The organism is Pelagibius litoralis, from assembly GCF_011683915.1.
GTDB classification, from domain to species: domain Bacteria; phylum Pseudomonadota; class Alphaproteobacteria; order Kiloniellales; family Kiloniellaceae; genus Pelagibius; species Pelagibius litoralis.
Genome location: NZ_JAAQPH010000004.1, coordinates 243,639 through 264,219, shown reverse-complemented (window position 1 = coordinate 264,219; position 20,581 = coordinate 243,639). Strand labels below are relative to the sequence as shown.

Genomic DNA, 20,581 nt, shown 5'->3' with positions numbered 1-20,581 from the left:
GATCTGCTCTAGCGGCGCTGACCGATAGAGCTTCCCTGAGAGTCCTGTGCCGCGGCCGTGTCGGCACGCGGCGTCTGGTGTTCCTCACCCTGGCGTTCCTGACGGGGCATCTTGTTGAAAAACTCCCGATAGCACTTGGAAAAATGCGAGGCGGAGACGAAGCCGCAAGCCAGGGCGACGTTCAGAATCGACATGGCGGTCTGCAACAACAGGGCACGCGCCCTGTGAAGGCGCAGTTCCAGGTAATAGCGGGTCGGCGAGCGGCCCAGATACTTCCGAAAGAGACGCTCCAGCTGGCGGTTGGAAAGCCCCGCCTGGCGGGCCAGTTCCGCCCTGGGCAGCGGTTCCTCCAGGTTGGCCTCCATCATCGCGATGACCTGCAGCAGTTTCGGATGGCTGACGCCGAGCCGGCCCTGGAGGCTCATGCGCTGATGATCATGGGTCTCGCGTATTCTTTCGTGAATGAATTGCTCTGCGACCTGCGTCGCCAGGTCGCGGCCGTGATCCTTGGCGATAAGGCTGAGCATCATATCCAGTGACGCGGTTCCGCCCGAGGAGGTCAGACGCGGTCCATCCGCCTCAAACAACTCGCCCGTCACCTCAAGGTCCGGAAAGTCCTCGCGAAACCCGTCCAGGTTCTCCCAGTGCACGGTACAGCGATGGCCGTTCAGCAGGCCCGCCCGGGCCAGCAGATAGCTGCCGGTGGAGAGCGCGCCGACCCGGCAGCCGCTGCGATCCAGCCGCCGCAGGGCACCGATGGTCTGAGGGTCCGTAAAGCGCTGCGCGTTCATTCCGGCGACAACCAGGAAATAGTCCGGGCGTTCACAGTCAGGCAGGGCACAGTCGGCCAGGACACCCGTGCCACCGGAAGAAGACGCGGGCTGGCCGTCGAGCGTGACGATTTGCCAGTCGTAGAGGCGCCGGCCGGCAAAGCGATTGGCGACGCGCAGGGGCTCTATCGCCGCGCTGAAACACAGCATGGCAAAGTCCGGCAGCAGAAGAAAAGCAAAGGTCTGCTGCGCTTCGTGATCCTGAGTACCCGACACCTGTATTCCGTCTTTCAAGGGTTGCTGCCGACAGTCTAATCCCGGCGGCGGCGCACCAAAAGACCGCGCAAACATGATGTCGGGAAAGCCGGAACGCCGCGCCGCCAGCAGGGCGGGATTGGTACCGCCCCTAATTTGTCCCTGGCGCGAAAGAGGATAAGACGGCAATAGATTCATCCTGAACGAGAGGTTGACGCGCCTCAAAGGAAAGCAGCCGCCACGTCCCGGCTCAGCGGCCGGGCCCCAAGGCCCGAACAAAATTCGGTGAAAGGGGGTTGTGGCGCCAGATCGCTGCCATAAGTTGATTAGGCAGGGATCGATCAGACTTTGGATTGATTTTCCAGAGCCGAGGCGATCAAACGGACACCACGCCGAAGGTGCCGTGGGAAAAATGGTAAGCTGTTGATATGAAAACAGTTCGCCTGCCCGGGTAAACCTGCCCTACGACCAGAAGGGGTAGCTATCGGGAAAAATAAAACCTCAATCTTTGTTCCCCTTTCGCGAAAAACTTCTTGTTATATTTACTCGATGAAGTGATTATGTTTCCTGGTCATATTGATTAGATTCTTACTTGTGGTTGAGGAAGAATCGTAACAGAGATGGTGAAATCGAGTGGAAACAGTAACTGCTAACATACAAACCGTTGAAAAGTTCGTTGGTCAGCGTATCCGCGAGCGGCGCACCATGTTGGGACTTACCCAGCAACAGCTCGCAGAGATGATCGGCGTAACTTATCAGCAGGCCCACAAGTACGAGCGCGGCATCAACCGTGTCTCTGCAGGTCGACTGTTTGAAATCTCCAAGGTTCTCGGTGTCGATATCGGGTTCTTCTATGAAGGCCTGAACAGCGACGACGGCCGCTTGAACGAGCGCCAGAGAATGTGCCTTGATCTGGCCAGGAACTTCACGCGGATTTCAAACGATCGCCACCAGGAAGCTGTGAGCCAGCTGTGCCGCGTTCTGGCCGACGGCCGGACGCACTAGAGCCCGGGCCGCAAGTCAGAGGCTTCGAGACGGCAAACCGCTCCGGGCTGCCGGACCTCAGGGGTCCGGCAGCCCGGAGTCCCCTGTCAACTTCCTCCTGGCAGCGCCAGACGGAGCCGAGCAGTCTCGCGGCAGATCGCTTTGTGCTGCTTCGGGCCGCAGTCTTCTGCTAGCTTCCTGCCGCAGACAATCCGGTATCGCTTCACCATCGGACGCAGCATCCTCAGCGTTCGATGCTCTCTCATCCCGAAGACATAGAGAGTCCGACAGACTTGGCTTCCCTGCTTCCGCAACAGCAACTGGTTCTGGAACTGCTTCGCATGTCCGGCGAAATCGCCGTGACCGAGCAGTCCGCGCCGACCATCCTCTGGCGCACGATTGAGGAATGCCGGGCCAAGGGCTGGTTGACCGTGACGCGGGTGAGCCCCGGCGTCCATGCGGTGCTGCTGACGAACCACGGGCGGCGCACGGTGGAGTCAGCCTCCACCGACTGACGGCAGTCCAGTTCGCCCGCAGCCCGGTCAAATGACGCTTCAGTTAAGCAGGCAGAACAGCGCATAGCAGTGATCGGTGAAGCGGGTGAAAAGAAAATACAGGATGGCATCGGCCAGCAGGCTGACAGCCAGCACCGGCAGCACGATATAGAGAATGAAGTAGTAGAGCGCCCAGCGCGTGAAACGGCGCTTGGGAATCCGGTGCCCCCGGATCTCCGCCACGGTATCTACCTGCGGCGAGGGGCTGTCGCTTTGCTGGGTCATAACCCCAGACTAAAGATTGCCGGGCCCGGTGAAAACCGGGACTATGGCGGCCATGGTCGCAGCCCCGGAACCCGACAGCGAGATCGCCTGGCAGCCCTGCCCCCGCGAGACCTGGGAAGCCCTCACCCGCCAGGCCGGACAGAGCAGCCTGGAGCAGGCCTGGGCCTATGGCGCGGCAATCGAAAGCGAGCATGGCCTGCGGGCCGAGCGCGGCCTGATCAGCCAGGGCGGCGAACCGCTGGCCATGGTCCAGGCCTTCTGCCGGGACCGCCTCTTCACCCGCATTGCCCGGGTGCTGCGCGGCCCCATCTGGCTGATCGATCCGTTGAGCGATTCGCGGGCGCCACTGGTCTGCCGGACCCTCGCCCGGCAGTTCCGCCGCCGCTTCGGCGACTTCCTGTTCTGGCTGCCGGAACTGCCGGCGGACCCGAAGAGCGCCGCCATGCTGCAGGCCCAGGGCCTGCACCCGGTGGTGACCGGCTACTCTTCGATCTGGCTCGACCTGCGCCCGCCAACCGAGGCCTTGCGCGCCGGCCTGCACGGCAAGTGGCGCAATGCCCTGCAGCAGGCGGAGAAAGCGGGCTTCGACATTGAAGAGACGACCCACCCGCGCCGCCTCAACCAATCCCTGCTGCTGTATGACCGCTTCCGCCGCAGGAAGCGTTTCGTCGGCCCCAACGGCGACTTCATCGCCGCCCTGGCGCGCCACGACCGCGACGCCGTGGTCGCGCTCACCGCGCGGCTGAACGACGACCTGGTCGCCGGGGTGATCCTGATCCGCCACGGCAGAGCCGCCACCTACCTCGCCTCCTGGACCAGCGATGCCGGGCGCGTCGGCCAGGCCCACAACCTGCTGCTCTGGCGCGGCATCGATACCCTGAAAGCAAGTGGAATCGACTGGCTCGACCTCGGCGGGGTGAACACCGAAAGCCAGCCCGGCATCGCCCGCTTCAAACTCGGCCTCGGCGGCGAAGTCTTTACATTGGCTGGGACGTACCTGTAAGTCGCAACAGTGTCGGGGGTCAGGCGAGTTGTCCGCCGGTTGCGTCAAGGTCCATGCCGTTGAAGGCGGTGGCGGCATCGGAGGCGAGGAACATGACCCCCTCAGCCATTTCATGTGGGTCCATGATCCGGGGTGTCACGAAACCCGGCGCGGCCGCTTCATAGGTAAAGCCCTGGTGGTCGAAGCTTTCGCGCAGCATCGGCGTATCCACCGCAAAAGGAGAGATCGACACCACGCGGATGTTGTCCTTGGCCAGCTGTGCACCGGCTTTGGTCAGGCCGGCCACGGCGTGCTTTGACGCATTGTAGTGCGCGGTGTTGGGATAGCTGCGGTGGGCCGCGACGGAGGCCATGTTGACGATCACGCCGTTGCCCTGGGCCTTCATCACCGGAATGGCGTACTTCATCCCATAGAAAACACCGTTGGTATTGGTGCGCATCATATCCTCGAAGTTCTCGACCGGGATATCTTCGATCAGGGCCGGCGTCATGAAGATACCGGCGTTGTTGAACAGCACGTCGAGCCGTCCGTAGGTTGAGACGGTCGCGGCGACGAAGGCCTCGACCTGCGCGGGGTCGCGCACATCGGTCACCATCCAGGTGACCTCGCCCCCCTTGGCGCGGATCTCGGCTTCGACTTCCTTGCCCAGGGCATCGCGGCGGGCGGTGATAACGACCTTCGCGCCCGCCATGGCAAAAGCCTGGGCCGTCGCGGCGCCGATACCGGAATTGCCACCGGTGATCGCCACCACCTTGCCGGCAAAATCGCCACTCGGATCGGCCCGTTCAGGCGCCGCAAGCGGGTTCAGCGCGTTTGCGTTTGCCGTGGAGGCAGCCGCCGCCGTGGCGGCGGTGACGGCCAGGCCAAGCGCCCCGCGGGTTAGGAAGGAACGTCGGGTGGCTGCAGTTTCGGATGGCATTACAAGAGTCCTTTTGAATAGGCAGGGGCGTGGAGACGCCGCGCCACCAACCAAGTCTTCGGTTTCGTGAGTCTGATTATGGGTTGCGGATTTGGACTTAACTGCCCGGTGTGTTGCGAACGAATTCACTGCCCCGTTCGGCGGTGGCCGTGAAGGTCATGGCGTTGATTTTCCAGTCACCATCAACCCGTTCAAAACCATGTTCATAGGTGCCCCAGACCTCCCACAGCGGATTGCCGCCGTTCTCCGGCCGGGCGCCGCGTTCCATGCGGTTCCAGGCATAGCCGTGGCTGAGCATCACGGCGCTATCGGCGCCGGTGAAGGTGATGCGGTGATTACCGCGCAGGTGAAAGCTTTCCTTCTCCGCCGTCAGGTTGCCGGACCAGCCGGCAATCAAGCCGTCAGCGGGAATGGTCGCCGGTTCGCCACCAACAAGGGACGTGAAATCGACATCGATCTGATCGGTGAAAAGACTGCGGGCAAGCGCCCAGTCCTTGGCGTCGACGGCGGCGTCCAGCGTGTCGGCAAGGCGAACCATCTCGGCCCGGTCGACCAGCGTCTCGGCGGTGACGGGGCTACCCTGGAAAATCGGGGCCGCCGTCTGGGCATGGCCACTGAGGGGCAGCATCACGGCAAGGGCTGCTGCTAGGGCAAGGGTTTTCATCGGCCATCTCCATCGCACGGTGTTTCGATAGGCTGGAGATGGGCGTCACAACCCATAACAACAAATACCGTTATCGTCTAGAAGCGATACTTTATGGGCATCATTTATTCAGAACCGTATCAGTGAAGAGCTTTGTCAGGCTGCCCGGATTGGCCCGGTGGATAAAGACGAACTCCAGCGGTACCGACAGCCCCTTCACCTTACGGAACTGAACACCGCGCGGCGGGCGCTGCATATTGGCGGAGTTGACAAGCGCGCAGCCGACACCCGCCGAGACAAGACTGAGGATCGTGGTCTCGTTGTCAGCCTGCTGCACAGTCTGCGGCTCGATGCCAAGGGCAGTCATCGCCACTACCTGCCGGTCGAAATAAGCAGGGGCGGCCTCGCGTCGGAAGCGCACCATCGCCAGGCCGTCGACCTGCGCCGGGTCAAGTGGGCCGTCATGACCGAAAGCCATGTCGGCAGGGGCGGCCAGGACCACGTCGTCGGTGGCCAGCGGATGAACCGTCAACTTGCTTTCGACAAGATTGTCCTGGCGGTAAACGAAGCCGGCATCGAGCGCGCCATCGCGCACGGCCTCAATCTGCGCAATCGATGCAAGAGGCACCACATCAAGCTGGATCTCCGGATGAACCCGTGCGAAGCGGTTCAGCGCAAGCGGCAAAGGTCCCGACCAGGATGCATTTTCCAACAAGCCGACCTTAAGCCTGCCACCACGACCGTCCGCAACACGCTGGGCCTTTTCGATGGCGGCGGCAGTCTGGGCCAGGATAGCACGCGCCTCTTCGGCAAAAACCTTGCCGGCATCTGTCAAAACAACCCCGCGCCCCGCCCGGCGCAGCAGATCAAATCCGAGTTCGGCCTCAAGATCCTTGATCTGGCGCGAAACGGCGGGTTGGGCGATGTTCAGGCGGTCCGCTGCGTGGCGCACGCCGCCGTGGTCGGCAATGGCAATGAAATAGCGAAGGTGTCTGAGTTCCATTCCCAACGATATCCGAAAAGCATCACTGGAAAAACGTTTCAGAACTGTAGGATATAGGCCTCAGCGGCAAAGCCTTCACGCCGATGGTGACGTATCTTGATGGACGGGGCCGAAGCAGTCACCCATGGTCAGATCACGCCGATCAAAACACAGAGATCCAACCTAACACGAGGACCCAAAAAATGCGGCCACCGGGACTCGCCTGGCAGCGCGTGGAAACCGAAGAGATGTTTCGGCAAGCTTTCGCCGACAAAGTGCTGACATCCGAAGATATGACATTCACCCTTCATGCCGACGGGCGGATTTCAGGCCGCATCGGCGAGAGCCTTTTGACCGGCGCGTGGTATTGGCAGGATCAATACTTCTGCAGAACGGCAGAACTCGATGGCGAAGATCTCGGTCTGGATTGTGAGATCATAGAGCGACGCGGCCATCAGATGCGCTATATCCGCGATAAAGGAAACGGCGAAGCGTCCATCGTAGATGTCGGGGTGGATGTCGCGTGAGACGAAGCCGGAGAGCAGTCTTACAACTTCCGCGCGACAATGAACCTGCCCCGCGAGTATGAAGGATAGCTTCCGGTTTCGATGATCTCGAAGCCCTGGTCCGCGATGCAGTCTTCAAGCTCACTGACCTTCAGGTATTTCACAAAAGGGGCAAAGCCGACCCTTTGCATAAGGAAGATCAGCACCCGCCAGAGGCGGTTTTCCTCGGCCAGACAGACGGTCTTGGAGATCAGCAGTCCGCCAGGCTTCAAGAGGTCATGCAGGCGGCGAAGCGCCTTCGGCGTGTCTTCCAGGAGATGCAGAACGTTGAACGCCAAGACCGCATCGAAGGGCTTTTCCGCTTCGATGTCATCAAAGGGGGTTGCCCTCGCGAAGGTGATGTTCGCCACCTTCTGCTCCTGCGCCTTGCGCCAGCCGATGGCAATCATGTTCGATGAAATGTCCGTCGCCGTGATGTGTTTCACAGAGCCGGCAAGCAACAAGGCGGTCGAGCCGGTGCCGCAGCCGACCTCCAAGACGTTGTCGTCCTCAGACAGGTAGGCCTTGGTCCGCGCCAGGCTCTCTTGGTAAGCCGGGACGTTCTTGATCGGCGACTTCGCGTAGTCTTCAGCGGTCTTGTCCCAGAACTTTTCGCTGCTTTTCATATCTTTCCCTAATTACTGGAGACGGTCATGGTTCGGCCCCCTTCCGAGTTGTCTAACCATGCATATAACAAAGATAAATTGCGGAAATTTGTCGTTCTGATATACAAATTTGCATGAATTGGCAATCCGTCTCCTTCGACTGGAACCAGGCGCGCGCCTTCCTCGCCACCGCCGAGGAAGGCTCGCTCTCCGCCGCCGCCCGGGCGCTCAGCTTGACCCAACCGACCCTGGGCCGCCAGGTCGCCGCCCTGGAAGAAGATCTGGGCGTCACGCTCTTCGAGCGGGTCGGCCGGTCCCTGTCTCTGACCGAAGCCGGCCTGGAACTGCTCGACCACGTCCGGGCCATGGGCGATGCGGCCGGGCGCCTTTCGCTCGCGGCCTCCGGCCAATCCCAGACGATCGAGGGGCAGGTCTGCATCACGGCCAGCGATTTGGCCTCGGCTTTGCGGCTGCCGCCCATCCTCGAAGGCCTGCGCGCTGTCGCGCCCGGAATCGAAGTCGAGGTGGTTGCCTCAAACGCCGTGCGCGATCTGCGCAGGCGCGAAGCGGACATCGCCATCCGCCATGTGCGCCCGGAACAACCGGACCTGATCGCGAAGCTCGTCCAGGAAACCTCGGCACACTTCTATGCGTCGGCCGCCTACATTGAAAAGTACGGTCGCCCTACCTCGGCGCGTGAACTGTCGGAGGCGCCGTTCATCGGCTTCGAAGATCCGGAGCGAATGCTTCCCGTCCTGAATGCGCTCGGCCTCTCGTTGACCAGGCGCAATTTCAAAATCAACTCGGCCAGCGGCATCGTAGTCTGGGAGATGGTGAAGCAAGGGCTCGGCATCGGCGTGATGACCAGGGAGGTCGCGGCGCTGACACCCGGCATCGAATGCGTTGTGCCGGAACTCGATCCCATTCCCGTACCGGTCTGGCTCGTCACCCATCGCGAACTTCACACCAGCCGCCGCATCCGCCTGGTTTTCGATTTCCTGGCTGAAGCCCTGGCATGAAACAAACGCACGCTGGATTTTAAGGACACCCACGATCCAGATCGCTTTCGCGGCTGTCGTGGAAGCGCAGCAGGATGCGCCGGGGCATGAAGCGCCGGAGGTTGCGCCTGACTTCGCGTTCCGGCGTCAGCGGGTCGATGCCGGCCTGGGGGTCGCGGCCGAAAGCCGCGGTGGTGGAGAAGTCGAGAAACTTGGCGTGGAGCGTGGTGGTCGCAAAGCGCCAGATCATTTCATAGTCCAAGGGCGCGCCGCCGCGCTTGGCCTGGCTGCAGACCAGGCTCGGCTTGCCGTAGGTCACCTCCAGGGCTTCCACCAGGCGCTCGAAGGCCGCGGGCGTGGCACCGACCCGTCGGCGCTCCAGCAGCACCTGACGCAGGCGGTCGGTCTTCGCGTCCATCTGCAGATAGCCGGTAAAGGCGAGACCGCCGATCTCGACATCCGGTAAGCCCAGTTCGGCATAGGCGCCGCCGTAGAGCCAGCGCCCGGGCAAGGCGGCTACCGCATCGCCGAGCGCCTCTTCAAGCTCCGGCCCGGTCATGCCCCAGCGCGCGGCACCCCAGCCGGCCAGGTCTGCCGGTGCAGCCGTGGCCCCGCCCGGTGTCAGAACCGCGAGCGCAAGCAGAAGCGCCGCCAAGCGCCCCGCCAGGGTCTGCCGCCGTATGATCGGGTTCGTCATCCCGTCTGATATGGGGTCGGCAGCAGCCCTTGCAGCCAAGAAAAGGCGGCGGCCCCGCTAGGGAGCCGCCGCAGTCGGCAAGTCGGGCGCCGCCCGGCAGAAGACGATAGAGGGGCGGCCCCGGTGATCAGACGGGAAACGCGCGGTCAGATCGCATTCTTGCCCATCTGTTCGGCGATATAGTCGGCCTGGCGCAGAGCCAGGGCGACGATGGTCAGGGTCGGATTTTCCGACGCGCCGGTGGTGAACTGGCTGCCGTCGGAAACGAAGAGGTTGGCGATGTCGTGGGTCTGCCCCCATTTGTTCACCACGCCGTCGCGGGCCCTCTCGCTCATCCGGTTGGTACCCAGGTTATGGGTCGAGGGATAGGGCGGTGTCGGGAAAGTCCGGACCGCCCCCACCGCATCGTAAACAGCGGCGCCCTGCCCGAAGGCATGATTGCGCATGGCGATGTCGTTGGGGTGGTCGTCGAAATGCACGTCCGGAATCGGCAGGCCGTGCTGGTCCTTCATCGAGGCATGCAGCGTGATGCGGTTGGATTCCTGCGGCATGTCCTCACCGACCAGCCACATGCCGGCCATGTGGTCGTACATGTCCATGGCCGAGGCGAAGCTCCGCCCCCAGGCGCCCGGATTCAGGAAAGCCGCCATGAAGGGCAGGCCCAGCGACAGGGTCTCCATCTCATAACCGCCGACAAAGCCGCGCGCGGGGTCGTTCCGCGACTCGTCGGTGATGATCCCCGCCATGGTGGTGCCGCGGTACATGTGCACCGGACGGTCGAAGATGCCGTAGACGCTGCCGGTCATGTGGCGCATGTAGTTGCGCCCGACCTGGCCCGAAGAATTTGCGAGCCCGTCCGGGAACATCGACGACGCGGAATTCAACAACAACCGGGGCGATTCGATGGAGTTGCCGGCGACGGCCACGGCACGCGCCTTCTGGCGGTGCTGCTTGCCCTCGGCATCTGCGTAGAGCACGCCGGTCACTTTGCCGGAGGCGTCGTGTTCGATCTGCAGCACCTGGGCATTTGGCCGCACTTCCAGCTTGCCGGTCGCCTCGCCCTTGGGAATCTCGGCGTAGAGGGTCGACCACTTGGCGCCGGTCTTGCAGCCCTGGAAACAGAAACCGATCTGCTGGCAGGCACCGCGGCCGTCGCGATCTGCGGAATTGATCGCCATGCGCCCGGTATGACAGTTTTTGTAGCCCAGCTTGTCGGCGCCGGCCTTCATGACCTTGAAGTTGTTGCTGCCCGGCAGGCCGTCGATGCCGTTGGTCCGGGTAACGCCCATGCGATCCTCGGCCTGGGCGTAGTAGGGTTCCATCTCCTGCAGGGTGATCGGCCAGTCCAGCAGGTTGGCACCGGCAACGTTGCCGTAGGTGCTCTGCGCCTTGAACTCATGTTCCTGAATCCGTAGCGAGGCGCCGGCCCAGTGCACCGTCGAGCCGCCGACGGCCTTGACGATCCAGGCCGGCAGGCCGGGGAAGTCCTTGGCGACCCGCCAGTCGCCCGAGGTGGTGCGCGCGTCGAGCCAGGAGATCTTGCCGAACATCCCCCACTCGTCGTTTTCGAAATCGTCGATCTCGTGACGGCCGCCCGCTTCCAGGATAACCGTTCTGATTCCCTTCAGCGCCAACTGGGTGCCGAGGGTTCCGCCGCCGGCACCGGAGCCGATGACGACAACGACGCTGTCGTCGTTCATGTCGAATGTCTGTGCCATGATCTCGTCTCCCTCCCTCAGGCTTCCAGCCAGTCGATGTCATCGAAGCCGCGGCTGATGTAGCCGCCCTGCTCGGCCGAGGCACCCTCGTAACCGAACTTCGCCCAGACCTCCGGCTGGTTGTAGAGGCCGGTCACCAGGCCGCCGCGAATCTTCTGGAAGAACGGGCTGTCTTCCATCGACGTGAGGATCGCCACGCGGTCCTCTTCCCAACCGATCGACAGATAGCCGCCGCCGTGGCGCGCCTGTGCCGTGGCATCGACAAAGTCGACGCCGGCCTCCAGCATGGTTTTCAGCTCCGCATCGTCGCCCGCCGAGGCGTCGTAGCCGATCATCGCCTGGGCGTAGTACTTGTCGGCCAGGTGATCGTGCGGATAGATGTCACGGGCCATCTGGACCAAGGTCGCCATACTGCCCGGCCGCAGGGTCTTCACCTCCATCGCCCAGGCACCGCCCGCACCCATGACGACGCCGCCGTTCACCACGGCAATGATGCCGGCCGTTCCGGCCCCGGCGGTTTTCAGGAACCGCCGCCGCGTGACCTTCGCCCGCTTGTCCAAGCTCCTCATGGCTTTCCTCCTCGATCCTTGGTTTTGATTTTTTGTCTTTGTCGTTGCCGCTTATGCGGTTTCTCGTCAGCGATAGCGCCCGTGCTGCTGCAGGACTTCGATCTTGTAGCCGTCCGGGTCCTGCACGAAGAAAAACGCGGCCATCAGCTCGCCGTCGTGGTGAAACTCCTTCATCGGGTTGGGGTTCAGCCCCAGCTGCTCGAAGCGCTCATGTTCCGCCGGCAGGTCCGCCACCGCGACCGCCAGATGACCGTAACCGCTGCCGTGGGTATAGGGCTCGCTCTGGCTTTTGTTCACCGTCAGCTCGACCTCGAAGTCGTTCTCCGGGTTGCGCAGGTAGATCAGCGTGAAGTCGTCGAAGTCAAAACGGTCGGCCACGTCCAGAGCGAAGGCCGCACGATAAAACGCGACGGAGCGCTCCTCCTCCATCACGCGGATCATGGTGTGAATGGCTTTGGCCACGGCGGTCCTCTCCGTTCAATGGTCGATATTGCCGGGATCGATGTTGCCGGCGCTGCGGCCTGACGGCACTGCGGTCCAACGCCACTGCCACGCAAAACGCAGGCAGGCAGGCGCGCCCGGCAGCGATCCATCCAGACCGATGTTTTTTGTTCTTTCGTTGCTTCGGTCGCTACGGAGAGAAGTGTAACGCCGAGCGCCGGGCGAGTGGTGTTATGCCACTACTACAGCGGCCCCTATTACGGCGGCCCTGGTGCCCCCTAAACCGCAACGCTCTCCTCGACCGCCAGCGTCACCGGCAGGCGGGCCGTGGCCGGAAAGCGCTCGTCGGTCAGGAAAAGCAGGCAGGCGCAACGCAGCAAAGAGGCAAAGTTGCTGATCTCGCCCTGCAGTTCCAGAACCTCTTCGTAGAGTTCCGAGACGAACTGCGGCACGGTCAGTTTCTGCGACGCGGCCATGGTTTCGAGAATATCCCAAAACCGGGCCTCAAGACGCACCGACGTGCTGTGGCCGTTGATGCGAATGGAGCGTGTCACGAAACGATAGGTGTCGGGATCCTGCCCGGCAAAAACATGGCACATGGGTCTGACCTCCCCAGGACAGCGTGAAGTCCGCGGGCCCCGGGGCTTTGCCCCTTTTTCGGCTGCGCACTCCACTGGGCGAACTTTTGTATTTCTTTGTTGCGAGAAGTATGGGGAAGGACAGCCCCGCCTGTCCAGCGCGGCGTTGACAGCCAGGGGGAACCTGATGGCATGCTTGCGCTGAGAGGCCGGCAAGGGCACGCGCGCAGCTGGAAATACGAGAAAATGCCGAACAGCAGACCCGATCCAAGCCTCGGCCCAAAGGTCTCGGACGAGGCCATTGACACTTTCAGGCGCGATGGCGTGGTTTGCCTGCGTCAGGTTTTCGGCCCGCAATGGCTGGACCTGCTGCGCTGCGGTATTGCGGAGAACCTGGAGCGCCCCAGCCCCAAACAGGAGATACGCCGCGCCGCAGCGGATAACAGCGGGCCCCGCTATATCGAGGATTTCTGGGTCTGGTCCGACTTTCCGCCCTTCGAGCGCTTTGTACGCCAATCACCGGCGGCTGGCCTGGCGGCCCAGTTGCTCGATGCCCGGCGCATCAATCTGGTTATGGACAACTGGTTCCTGCGTGAAGCCGGATCGACCGCCCGGCCGCCGTGGCACCACGATATCTCCTACTTCGATTTCGAGGGCAGCATGTGCGTTCTCTGGCTGCCGCTGGACCCGACGTCAAAGGAGGACAGTATCGCCTTCGTGCGCGGTTCGCATCTTTGGAACCGGCTGTTCATGCGGACCCTCTTTGCCGACCACAGCGCCGCCGCGGAGCCCGGCGTCATCAACGGCCAGCGCTACGAGGCACCGCCGGACATCGATGCCGCCCCGGGTGACTATGACCTCGTCTCTTTCGACTGTGCGCCGGGTGACTGCGTTTTTTTCGACATGCGCTGTCTGCACGGTGCCCTTGGCGCCAGCACCCCAAAGAGCACGGTGCGCCGCTATACCCTGCGCATGACCAAGGAGGACGGTCATATCCGCTACCGCGGCGACTGGGCGAAGCAGGAACGGGCCATCATGGAAGCGGCCGGTCACCGCGAGGGCGATGCCCTGATCAGCGATTTCTTCCCGACATTGTGGGAAAACGCACAAGCCTCGTGATTTACGCCGTTGAAACCGAAACGCCCTACCCACGTATCTGTTCAGGATAGCGGGAACAAAGACCCGCAAATTCACCAGCCGCTTTCCGATCTGGAGCAGAAACCGTGGAAGACTTTTCCCTGCAGGCCGAGCGCCTGGAGCGTGCCGCCTTGTCCGACCTTCACGCCGCCGCGCCGGAAGACCTGCGTCATCGCCTCGGCCTGGAGCTGAAAACCATCGGCACGGCCCTGGCCTCAGTCTCCGCCAAAGACCCGAGTATCGTCGTCAACCGCGCGATCGGGCTGGGCATTGAGGCGACCGACGGCGCCGCCACGATCGCGCAGGTGCGCGATGTCTACGAGAGCGCCGGGGTCCGGCGGTTCTTCTTTCATCTGCACCCCGAAGCCCGGCCGGAAGGCCTGGACGACGTGATGGGTCGGAGCGGACTGGTCCAGGCCCGCGGCTGGATCAAATTCCGCCGTGGCACCGATCCCGCACCGAAGGTCATCACCGGCTTCACGGTGAAACAGATCGGACCCGAGCATGCCGAGGATTTCGGGCAGATCGCCGGTACCGGATTCGGCCTGAGCGAAGAAGGCTGCGCTTGGCTCGCGGGATTGGTTCATCGACCCAAGTGGCGGCTCTACATGACCTTCGACGGCGATACGCCGGCCGGCACCGGCGCGCTTTTCATCGACCAGGGCATGGCCTGGTTCGACTGGGGCGCGACGGCCCCGGCCTATCGCCAGCGCGGCAGCCAGGCCGCCCTGCTCAGCCGCCGCATCGAAGATGCGCTGAAAGCCAACTGCCGAACCATGGTAACCGCCACCGGCGAGGAGGTTGAAGGCGATCCGCAACACTCCTTCAAAAACATCGTGAAGGCGGGCTTCCAACCGGCCTATCTGCGCCGCAACTTCGCCCCGCCGCCCCAGTCCTGAGCGTCGCGCCCTGAGCGTCGCGCAAATCCCCCTGAAGAGCTGCCGAGACACCGTCACGGGACGCTGTCTCGTGCGAAAGTGAATCTATCCCCAGGATTCAACCGGATGACAGTTCACGCGTCGCATGGTAACTTTCGAACAAGCGGAAAAACAAAAATGACATAAAATTTCACGGCGATGAAAAGCGCCGAGAACGGGAGGCGTGGGGATGCCAATCAAGAACCTTGTACTCATCATTTCAGTCGGCCTCAGTGCCATCATCGGCGTCTGGAGCGTGGTCGCGCCGGACGACGTGACCGGCGCTGCGGTGGCCCTGACCTCAGGGGCGCTGGAATACCTTGACTGGCTGTTCATGCTGACCTGCACGATGTTCGTTTTCATCGTGGTTTTTCTGGCGGTCAGCCGCTACGGCGAAATCAAACTGGGCAGGGACGACGAGGAACCGGAATTCTCCACCGCCTCCTGGATTGCCATGCTTTTTGCCGGCGGCATGGGTTCGGGCCTTCTGTTCTGGGGTGTGGCCGAGCCGATGTATCACTTCTATTCACCGCCGGGCATGGAAGGCCAGACCGCCGAAGCGGCCCGCATGGCCTTCGTCATCACCAACCTGCACTGGGGTTTTCACGCCTGGGCCATCTACGGCGTCTGCGCCCTGGTGATCGCCTACTTCGTATTCCGCAAAAACGCCCCCTCGATGGTGTCGACGCCCATCGAGTATGCCCTGCGCCCCTTGCTTGGCGACAAGCTGACCCACGGCGTCGCGGTGGTGTCCGACGTTCTGGCGGTAATGGCCGTGGTCTTCGGGCTCGCCGGTTCGCTCGGCATGGGTGTGCTGCTGGTGCGCTCCGGCCTGGCGGAAGTCTTCGGCACCGATCCGAGTTCACTGCCGATCGCCATCGGCATTCTGGTGGTCATGACCGTCTGCTTCCTGCTCTCGGCCTGCACCGGCGTCGACAAGGGCATCAAGATTCTCTCCAACATCAACATGGTGATCGCCATCGTCATCATGCTGGTGGTGCTGTTCGCCGGACCGACGACCTTTATCCTCGATGCCTTCGTCAATTCCATCGGCGACTACCTGAGCCAGTTCGTTCTTCTCTCTTTCCGGATTTTCTCCTATGACGATTCCCTGCGCGGCTGGACCCACGGCTGGACCCTGACCTACCTCATCTGGTGGATTGCCTGGGGGCCCTTCGTCGGCATCTTCATCGCCCGCATCAGCCGCGGCCGTACCATTCGCGAGTTCTGCATCGGCGTCGTGGTGATCCCCACGGTCTTCTCCATGCTGTGGTTCGCTGTCTTCGGCGGCGCCTCCATGTACATCGAAATGAACGGCGGCGGCGGCCTGGCCGAGGTCGTCTTCGAAGACGTCACCAAGGCGCTGTTCACTTTCTTCAGCTATCTTCCCGGTACTGGGCTGCTGAACATCCTGGCGATCATTCTGATCTTCATCTTCCTGGTGACCAGTGCCGACTCCGGTACTTTCGTCGTCTCCATGATGACAACCAACGGCAACCTGAATCCGGATACCAAGACCAAGCTGCTGTGGGGCATCATCATGGCTGCCATCACTTTCGGTGTGTTGGTTTCCGGTAGCGTGACAGTGGCCAAGGCCATGGCCATCACCGGGGCGGTTCCCTTCACCTTCATCGTGTTCTTCCAGCTTGTCGGATTCTTTCGAGCCTTGAGAGAAGACGAGTCTGCGGAGATTCGCGATCTGCGCATGGCGCGCAGAATGGCGCGGGCACAGGCTGCCGATCAGTCAGCAAGCCAGGCCGGCAGCAGCCGGACACCGGCAGAATAGAGGGGGAGAAGAGACATGATGATATCCAGAAAAGCCACCACCCTCGCCCTGCTGCTCTGCGGCTCTCTGATCCTCGCGGCCTGTGGGGAAGAGGAGGCAAAGGTCGTACGCGTCGCCTCCAAGAACTTCACCGAAAACATGCTGATGGCGGAGATGATGGCGCGCATGGCCGAAGAAGACGGCCTGACCGTCCAGCGCGCCATCCCCTATGGCTCCTCGGCGGAAACCTTCGAGGCCTTGAAGCAGGATAAGATCGACCTCTATCCGGAGTACAACGGCACCGGCCTGGTCTATCTGGGTCAACCGCCGATGACCGACGGGGACGCGGCGCTGGCAAGAGTGCGGGAGCTGTACGGCGCGCTGGAACTGGATTGGCGCGAACGGCTCGGCTTTTCCAGCGACTATGTTCTCGTGGTGCGCCCGGAGGTGGCACAGGGACAGAACATCACCAAGATCAGCGATCTGGCCCGTCTCGACCAAATCGATTTCGCGGCCGACGACACCTTCGTCGAGCGGCCCCTGGACGGCCTCAACCCGATGGTACGCCGCTACGGCCTGAAGCCCGGCAAGGTTCTGGCCTTCGATCTCGACGACGGCGGCAAGGACAAAATCGCCCAGGCGGTGCTCGACGGCACGGCTGTCGTGGGTGAGTTGTTCCGCACCGACCAGCAGATCGCCAGTTTCGATCTGGTGGTGCTGGAAGACGACCTCTCCTTCTTTCCGGTCTACCAGCCCTCCCCCCTGGTGCGCCGCGACGCCCTCACCCGTTTTCCGGCCCTGGCGCCCGCCCTGGCCAAGCTGGAGAACAAGATAACCGCCGATGCGATGCGGGACATGATCACCGAGGTCGAGCTGGAGGGCCGCAGCGTCGCTGCGGTGGTGCTGGACTACCTGGTGGCTGTGAACCTGCTCGAAGCCACGTCGGAGGCCGGCGGCACGGCAGGCGCAGAGCCGCTGATCGTCGCGTTGGGGGATCTGGATTCCCTCGCCGGGCCCGCCGGCAAGGCGGTCCGGGCGGCGCGCAGCGTTTTCCCCAAGCGCTCCGTCGCGGTTGAGCGGGCGGCCAATCCGCTCGACCTCGTAACCTCCGGCGCTGCGCGCCTGGCGGTGGCCGGCATCGATTCCTTCTACGAAGTGGAAGGCGACAACGCCGTTCTGACCAGCCAGGCCGAAGCCCTCGGCGTGGTCGGCTTCCAGGTCGCCCATGTCGTCACCCGCAGCGGCGGACCCGCCGATCTTCCGGCGGTGACAAAGCTCGGCGTCGGTCAGGCCGGATCGTCTTCCGACCGGGTCGCCCGCATGGCCCTGGCCGGGCTCGGCCTTGCCGAAGTTTCAGTCGTCTCCGGCGAGGCCGGCGAGCTGGGCATTCAGTTCGAAGCGATGGCCAAGGGCCTGGTCGATGCGGTCTTCGTGATGGCACCGCTCGGCGATACCACGGTTCTGGAGCTGATCGAAGGCGGTTCCTTCAAGCTGCTGCCGATCGAAGGCTGGAACGACGGCAACGCGCCCCTGCGCTTCTCCTTCCTGCGTCAGGCGCAGGTCCCTTTGGGGAGCTATGCCGGACAGGAAAGCGCCGTTGAAACGCTGGGCGTCCAGATGGTCCTGGCCGGGCCCTCCGGCGGCCGCGAGGCCTTTGGCGCACAAGGGCCGGGAACGACGGGCACGGCCACCACCCAGCCGATCCCCGACGCCACCATCCTGGAGTTGTCGAAGGCGCTCGGCACTGCCGAGGCCGTCGACCCGGCAGCGCCGGTGGCGGCGGCACTGCGGCCGGCACTCGACGAAGGACCCCAACCGCTGATCGCCGATCCCCTGACATCGCTCGTCAATATTCTGGCCATCGTATTCCTTGTCTGGATGGTCTATCTGCTGGTCGCCAAACCACCGCGCAGACCCGATCAGCCGAGCGATCTTCACATCATCCCGGCCAAATCGGCCGATAGCGCCGAACAGTAATCGGGGAGGAGGCGACAATGTCCAAAAAGGTTCTGGTTCCCATCGACCTGGAGCATCAGTCTTCCTGGCTGAAATCTCTGCCCAACGGCGTCGATCAGGCGCGCATCATGCAGGGCGAAGTCTGGCTGATGACCGTGGTGCCGCACATCCCCTCCGGCATCGACTGGCGCTATGCCATCCGCGGCGAGGAGCACGGCTCCATCGATTACGACGTGAAGGACTTCGTGAAGCAGGCCGAAGGGCGCATGAAGGAACTGGCCAAAGAGCACATCCCCAAGGAGCTTTTCGGCGGCATCATCGCCGCCCACGGCACGATCTACGAGAAGATCGTCGAAGCCGCCGAGGAGATCGGCGCCGAGCTTATCGTCATGGCGGCCCACCGGCCCTCATTGAAGGACTATCTGCTTGGCCCCAACACGGCACGGGTCGCCCGCCATGCCCCCTGTTCGGTTCACATTGTGAGAGATTGAACCTGGGAGATTGCGCCTGGGAGACTGAGCGCCCGGCCCTGCCGGCCTCTCAGCCCAGCGCGTCCTTCAGGCCATAGACCCCATAGGCGCCGGCCAGGTAAGCCTTGCGCAGGAACGCCAGGGGAAAGCGCGGCAGCGGCGCCCGCAGGACAGCGGGCAGGTCCGCGGCGCCCTGACGCCCGGCCACCATGCCGGCAAGGGCACGCCCCGCGTAAGCCGTGAAGGAAACGCCGTTGCCGTGGTAGGCCAGCGCGGCATAGAGCCCTTCTTCTTCAAGCGCACCGACAAAAGGCACCAGGGGCTGGGTCAGGCAGACCAGACCGCGCCAGCTGTATTCTGTCTCAACCCCCGTCCAGGCCGGAAAGTGATGCTCGAAGTCGCGCCGCAGACGGCGCAGGCCACGCTGCGCCGCCGCCGCCGATCCCGATACCGCGCCGCGCCCGCCGAAAAGAAAACGGCCGTCGGGCAGCAGGCGGAAGTAATGCAGGAGACGGCGGCTGTCGGCGCACATGGTCGTATCGGTCCAGCCCTGTTCCGCCTGCTCGGCCGGGCTGAGAGGCCGGGTCACCAGAATGTTGGAGAGGACGGGAAGCAAGCGCCCTGACAGAGCCGGCAGCGACGCTTCCTCGCTGTAGCCGTTGGTCGCGATGATGACCTTGCGCGCCTTCAACAGGCCTTGCGGTGTCACCAGGACGAAGCCGCCCGCCCTGCGTTCGACCGCGGTCACCGGCGATTGCCCATAGACCTTTACCCCGGCATCGATCGCCGCCCGCGCCAACCCGCGCAGATACTTCAGGGGATGCAGGCCGACACCCGGCGGGATCAGCAGGCCGCCGTGGAAATCCGCCGCCGCCAGGCCGCGCGCCGCCAGCGCCTGGCGATCCAGCAGCGGACAGTCCAGGCCGAAGAGATCGCGGAACTGCGCCTGCTCTGCCCGCAGCCCGGCCAGACGGCCCGGCTTATGGGCCAGGATGATCTCGCCGCTGCCGGTCAGGTCGGCATCGATACCCTTATCGGCGCAGAAGCCCGTCACCAGATCGACGGATTCGATCTGGATCTGAAAGAAACGGCGGGTTTCGGCCAGCCCGTAGCGCTTCACCATGGCGCCGTAATCCAGCTTGGCCCCGCCCAGGCAGCAGAAGCCGCCGTTCCGTCCGGAGGCGCCCCAGCCCGGCGTGCCGGCCTCCACGACGGCGACGTCGGCACCCTCCTCCTCAACCAGGGAGAGGGCGGCGGTCAGCCCGGTGTAGCCGGCGCCGATCACCGCGACCTCGCAGGAAGCATCCGCCGCCAAAGGCGGCGTCGCACGATCCAAGGGCGGGGCCGAGGCCTCCCAATAGCTGCCGATGGCGGTGTTTCGGTCGTAGAGCGAGTCGTGATAGAGGCGGGTCACGCCGCCCTCCGGTCTGTTTTCGATGTCGCCGCAGCATAGTTCATCTCGCCGGCTAGGAAGAGCACCTTTGAGCGGGTAATATGACCGACACAACGACCCCAGCACAGCGGGCAGACAGGAACAGGGATTGTTACCATGGGCTTCTTCAGCAAGCTTTTCGGCGGCGGCGGCGGTGACAGCACCGCACCGTCGGCAGAATCCGTCGAGTACAACGGCTTCCAGATTCAACCGGCGCCGCAGCAAAAGGGCAGCCAGTGGCTGACCGCCGGCGTGATCCGCAAAGAGATCGACGGCGAAATGAAGGAGCACAGCTTTCTGCGCGCCGATACCCATCCGTCCCAGGATGCCGCCGCCGATTTCGCCCTGGTGAAAGGCCGGCAGATCATCGACGAACAGGGCGAGCGGCTGTTCCGCGACTGACGCACAATCGGAGAGA

The 20,581-nt window shown here is 63.2% G+C and carries 23 protein-coding genes; 11 read left to right on the top strand and 12 right to left on the bottom strand.

Annotation, left to right across the window (positions count from 1 at the left end; all coding sequences use genetic code 11):
* Nucleotides 1-8 precede the first annotated feature (8 nt).
* On the bottom strand, nt 9-1,214 hold the full coding sequence (locus tag HBA54_RS07265) for a GlxA family transcriptional regulator (protein ID WP_240932544.1): 1,206 nt from the start codon (nt 1,212-1,214) through the stop codon (nt 9-11).
* Between the two features lie 444 nt (nt 1,215-1,658).
* On the opposite strand from HBA54_RS07265, the gene HBA54_RS07260 reads away from it, so the two are divergent.
* Nucleotides 1,659-2,030, top strand: a complete 372-nt coding sequence (locus HBA54_RS07260) for a helix-turn-helix domain-containing protein (protein WP_167222905.1) — start codon at nt 1,659-1,661, stop codon at nt 2,028-2,030.
* A gap of 272 nt (nt 2,031-2,302) precedes the next feature.
* Complete coding sequence (locus tag HBA54_RS07255) at nt 2,303-2,524, top strand: hypothetical protein (RefSeq protein ID WP_167222902.1); 222 nt, start codon at nt 2,303-2,305, stop codon at nt 2,522-2,524.
* Nucleotides 2,525-2,563: 39 nt separating this feature from the next.
* Here HBA54_RS07255 and HBA54_RS07250 read toward each other — a convergent pair whose 3' ends face one another.
* Nucleotides 2,564-2,788: a hypothetical protein gene (locus tag HBA54_RS07250; RefSeq protein ID WP_167222900.1), complete on the bottom strand. Its 225-nt coding sequence runs from the start codon at nt 2,786-2,788 to the stop codon at nt 2,564-2,566.
* Nucleotides 2,789-2,816: 28 nt separating this feature from the next.
* On the opposite strand from HBA54_RS07250, the gene HBA54_RS29605 reads away from it, so the two are divergent.
* A complete protein-coding gene (locus HBA54_RS29605; protein WP_167222898.1) occupies nt 2,817-3,791 on the top strand; it encodes a lipid II:glycine glycyltransferase FemX in 975 nt (324 codons plus the stop codon).
* Between the two features lie 19 nt (nt 3,792-3,810).
* On the opposite strand, the gene HBA54_RS07240 is transcribed toward HBA54_RS29605, so the two are convergent.
* The 3 genes from HBA54_RS07240 to HBA54_RS07230 all read right to left on the bottom strand — a co-directional run bounded on the left by HBA54_RS07240 (nt 3,811) and on the right by HBA54_RS07230 (nt 6,356).
* Nucleotides 3,811-4,710: an SDR family NAD(P)-dependent oxidoreductase gene (locus tag HBA54_RS07240; protein ID WP_167222896.1), complete on the bottom strand. Its 900-nt coding sequence runs from the start codon at nt 4,708-4,710 to the stop codon at nt 3,811-3,813.
* A 97-nt stretch (nt 4,711-4,807) separates the two neighbouring features.
* Entirely contained in the window at nt 4,808-5,374 is a 567-nt protein-coding gene (locus HBA54_RS07235) for a nuclear transport factor 2 family protein (RefSeq protein ID WP_167222894.1), read from the bottom strand.
* A gap of 100 nt (nt 5,375-5,474) precedes the next feature.
* A complete protein-coding gene (locus tag HBA54_RS07230) occupies nt 5,475-6,356 on the bottom strand; it encodes a LysR family transcriptional regulator (protein WP_167222892.1) in 882 nt (293 codons plus the stop codon).
* A gap of 227 nt (nt 6,357-6,583) precedes the next feature.
* On the opposite strand from HBA54_RS07230, the gene HBA54_RS07225 reads away from it, so the two are divergent.
* Nucleotides 6,584-6,862: a hypothetical protein gene (locus tag HBA54_RS07225; RefSeq protein ID WP_205944465.1), complete on the top strand. Its 279-nt coding sequence runs from the start codon at nt 6,584-6,586 to the stop codon at nt 6,860-6,862.
* A gap of 20 nt (nt 6,863-6,882) precedes the next feature.
* Here HBA54_RS07225 and HBA54_RS07220 read toward each other — a convergent pair whose 3' ends face one another.
* Nucleotides 6,883-7,506 carry a class I SAM-dependent methyltransferase gene (locus HBA54_RS07220; protein WP_167222889.1) on the bottom strand — a complete coding sequence of 208 codons (624 nt, stop codon included), beginning with the start codon at nt 7,504-7,506 and terminating at the stop codon, nt 6,883-6,885.
* Nucleotides 7,507-7,619: 113 nt separating this feature from the next.
* Between HBA54_RS07220 and HBA54_RS07215 the strand changes: the two genes are divergently transcribed.
* Nucleotides 7,620-8,504 (top strand): LysR family transcriptional regulator, encoded by an 885-nt coding sequence (locus tag HBA54_RS07215; RefSeq protein ID WP_167222888.1) that lies wholly within the window; start codon nt 7,620-7,622, stop codon nt 8,502-8,504.
* A 19-nt stretch (nt 8,505-8,523) separates the two neighbouring features.
* On the opposite strand, the gene HBA54_RS07210 is transcribed toward HBA54_RS07215, so the two are convergent.
* From HBA54_RS07210 to HBA54_RS07190, 5 genes are all read right to left on the bottom strand, one after another.
* The gene (locus HBA54_RS07210; RefSeq protein WP_167222887.1) at nt 8,524-9,180 is read right to left on the bottom strand and encodes a hypothetical protein; all 657 of its coding nucleotides are present in this window, start codon (nt 9,178-9,180) and stop codon (nt 8,524-8,526) included.
* A 146-nt stretch (nt 9,181-9,326) separates the two neighbouring features.
* Nucleotides 9,327-10,898, bottom strand: a complete 1,572-nt coding sequence (locus tag HBA54_RS07205) for a GMC family oxidoreductase (RefSeq protein WP_167222885.1) — start codon at nt 10,896-10,898, stop codon at nt 9,327-9,329.
* A gap of 17 nt (nt 10,899-10,915) precedes the next feature.
* Nucleotides 10,916-11,467 (bottom strand): gluconate 2-dehydrogenase subunit 3 family protein, encoded by a 552-nt coding sequence (locus HBA54_RS07200; RefSeq protein ID WP_167222883.1) that lies wholly within the window; start codon nt 11,465-11,467, stop codon nt 10,916-10,918.
* 66 nt (nt 11,468-11,533) lie between these two features.
* Nucleotides 11,534-11,929, bottom strand: coding sequence for a VOC family protein (locus HBA54_RS07195; protein ID WP_167222881.1), 396 nt, complete (start codon nt 11,927-11,929; stop codon nt 11,534-11,536).
* A gap of 257 nt (nt 11,930-12,186) precedes the next feature.
* Nucleotides 12,187-12,507 (bottom strand): ribbon-helix-helix domain-containing protein, encoded by a 321-nt coding sequence (locus tag HBA54_RS07190; RefSeq protein ID WP_167222879.1) that lies wholly within the window; start codon nt 12,505-12,507, stop codon nt 12,187-12,189.
* 225 nt (nt 12,508-12,732) lie between these two features.
* Here HBA54_RS07190 and HBA54_RS07185 point away from each other — a divergent pair, with 225 nt between their 5' ends.
* From HBA54_RS07185 to HBA54_RS07165, 5 genes are all read left to right on the top strand, one after another.
* Nucleotides 12,733-13,605, top strand: a complete 873-nt coding sequence (locus HBA54_RS07185) for a phytanoyl-CoA dioxygenase family protein (protein ID WP_167222876.1) — start codon at nt 12,733-12,735, stop codon at nt 13,603-13,605.
* Between the two features lie 104 nt (nt 13,606-13,709).
* Nucleotides 13,710-14,522: a GNAT family N-acetyltransferase gene (locus tag HBA54_RS07180; RefSeq protein ID WP_167222874.1), complete on the top strand. Its 813-nt coding sequence runs from the start codon at nt 13,710-13,712 to the stop codon at nt 14,520-14,522.
* Between the two features lie 208 nt (nt 14,523-14,730).
* Nucleotides 14,731-16,326 (top strand): BCCT family transporter, encoded by a 1,596-nt coding sequence (locus HBA54_RS07175; protein WP_167222872.1) that lies wholly within the window; start codon nt 14,731-14,733, stop codon nt 16,324-16,326.
* A 15-nt stretch (nt 16,327-16,341) separates the two neighbouring features.
* Entirely contained in the window at nt 16,342-18,282 is a 1,941-nt protein-coding gene (locus HBA54_RS07170; RefSeq protein ID WP_167222870.1) for a glycine betaine ABC transporter substrate-binding protein, read from the top strand.
* Nucleotides 18,283-18,299: 17 nt separating this feature from the next.
* Nucleotides 18,300-18,752 (top strand): universal stress protein, encoded by a 453-nt coding sequence (locus HBA54_RS07165; RefSeq protein ID WP_167222868.1) that lies wholly within the window; start codon nt 18,300-18,302, stop codon nt 18,750-18,752.
* Nucleotides 18,753-18,801: 49 nt separating this feature from the next.
* Here HBA54_RS07165 and HBA54_RS07160 read toward each other — a convergent pair whose 3' ends face one another.
* The gene (locus tag HBA54_RS07160) at nt 18,802-20,145 is read right to left on the bottom strand and encodes an NAD(P)/FAD-dependent oxidoreductase (RefSeq protein ID WP_167222866.1); all 1,344 of its coding nucleotides are present in this window, start codon (nt 20,143-20,145) and stop codon (nt 18,802-18,804) included.
* Nucleotides 20,146-20,280: 135 nt separating this feature from the next.
* Here HBA54_RS07160 and HBA54_RS07155 point away from each other — a divergent pair, with 135 nt between their 5' ends.
* A complete protein-coding gene (locus tag HBA54_RS07155; protein WP_167222864.1) occupies nt 20,281-20,565 on the top strand; it encodes an HlyU family transcriptional regulator in 285 nt (94 codons plus the stop codon).
* The last annotated feature ends 16 nt before the right edge of the window (nt 20,566-20,581 follow it).

Coding starts and splice junctions, on each gene's coding strand:
- HBA54_RS07200 (WP_167222883.1), bottom strand. CDS start 11,467: ATGAGGAGCTTGGACAAGCGGGCGAAGGTCACGCGGCGGCGGTTCCTG.
- HBA54_RS07250 (WP_167222900.1), bottom strand. CDS start 2,788: ATGACCCAGCAAAGCGACAGCCCCTCGCCGCAGGTAGATACCGTGGCG.
- HBA54_RS07165 (WP_167222868.1), top strand. CDS start 18,300: ATGTCCAAAAAGGTTCTGGTTCCCATCGACCTGGAGCATCAGTCTTCC.
- HBA54_RS07225 (WP_205944465.1), top strand. CDS start 6,584: ATGTTTCGGCAAGCTTTCGCCGACAAAGTGCTGACATCCGAAGATATG.
- HBA54_RS07155 (WP_167222864.1), top strand. CDS start 20,281: ATGGGCTTCTTCAGCAAGCTTTTCGGCGGCGGCGGCGGTGACAGCACC.
- HBA54_RS07230 (WP_167222892.1), bottom strand. CDS start 6,356: ATGGAACTCAGACACCTTCGCTATTTCATTGCCATTGCCGACCACGGC.
- HBA54_RS07220 (WP_167222889.1), bottom strand. CDS start 7,506: ATGAAAAGCAGCGAAAAGTTCTGGGACAAGACCGCTGAAGACTACGCG.
- HBA54_RS07235 (WP_167222894.1), bottom strand. CDS start 5,374: ATGAAAACCCTTGCCCTAGCAGCAGCCCTTGCCGTGATGCTGCCCCTC.
- HBA54_RS07210 (WP_167222887.1), bottom strand. CDS start 9,180: ATGACGAACCCGATCATACGGCGGCAGACCCTGGCGGGGCGCTTGGCG.
- HBA54_RS07175 (WP_167222872.1), top strand. CDS start 14,731: ATGCCAATCAAGAACCTTGTACTCATCATTTCAGTCGGCCTCAGTGCC.
- HBA54_RS07190 (WP_167222879.1), bottom strand. CDS start 12,507: ATGTGCCATGTTTTTGCCGGGCAGGATCCCGACACCTATCGTTTCGTG.
- HBA54_RS07215 (WP_167222888.1), top strand. CDS start 7,620: ATGAATTGGCAATCCGTCTCCTTCGACTGGAACCAGGCGCGCGCCTTC.
- HBA54_RS07205 (WP_167222885.1), bottom strand. CDS start 10,898: ATGGCACAGACATTCGACATGAACGACGACAGCGTCGTTGTCGTCATC.
- HBA54_RS07240 (WP_167222896.1), bottom strand. CDS start 4,710: ATGCCATCCGAAACTGCAGCCACCCGACGTTCCTTCCTAACCCGCGGG.
- HBA54_RS07170 (WP_167222870.1), top strand. CDS start 16,342: ATGATGATATCCAGAAAAGCCACCACCCTCGCCCTGCTGCTCTGCGGC.
- HBA54_RS07185 (WP_167222876.1), top strand. CDS start 12,733: ATGCCGAACAGCAGACCCGATCCAAGCCTCGGCCCAAAGGTCTCGGAC.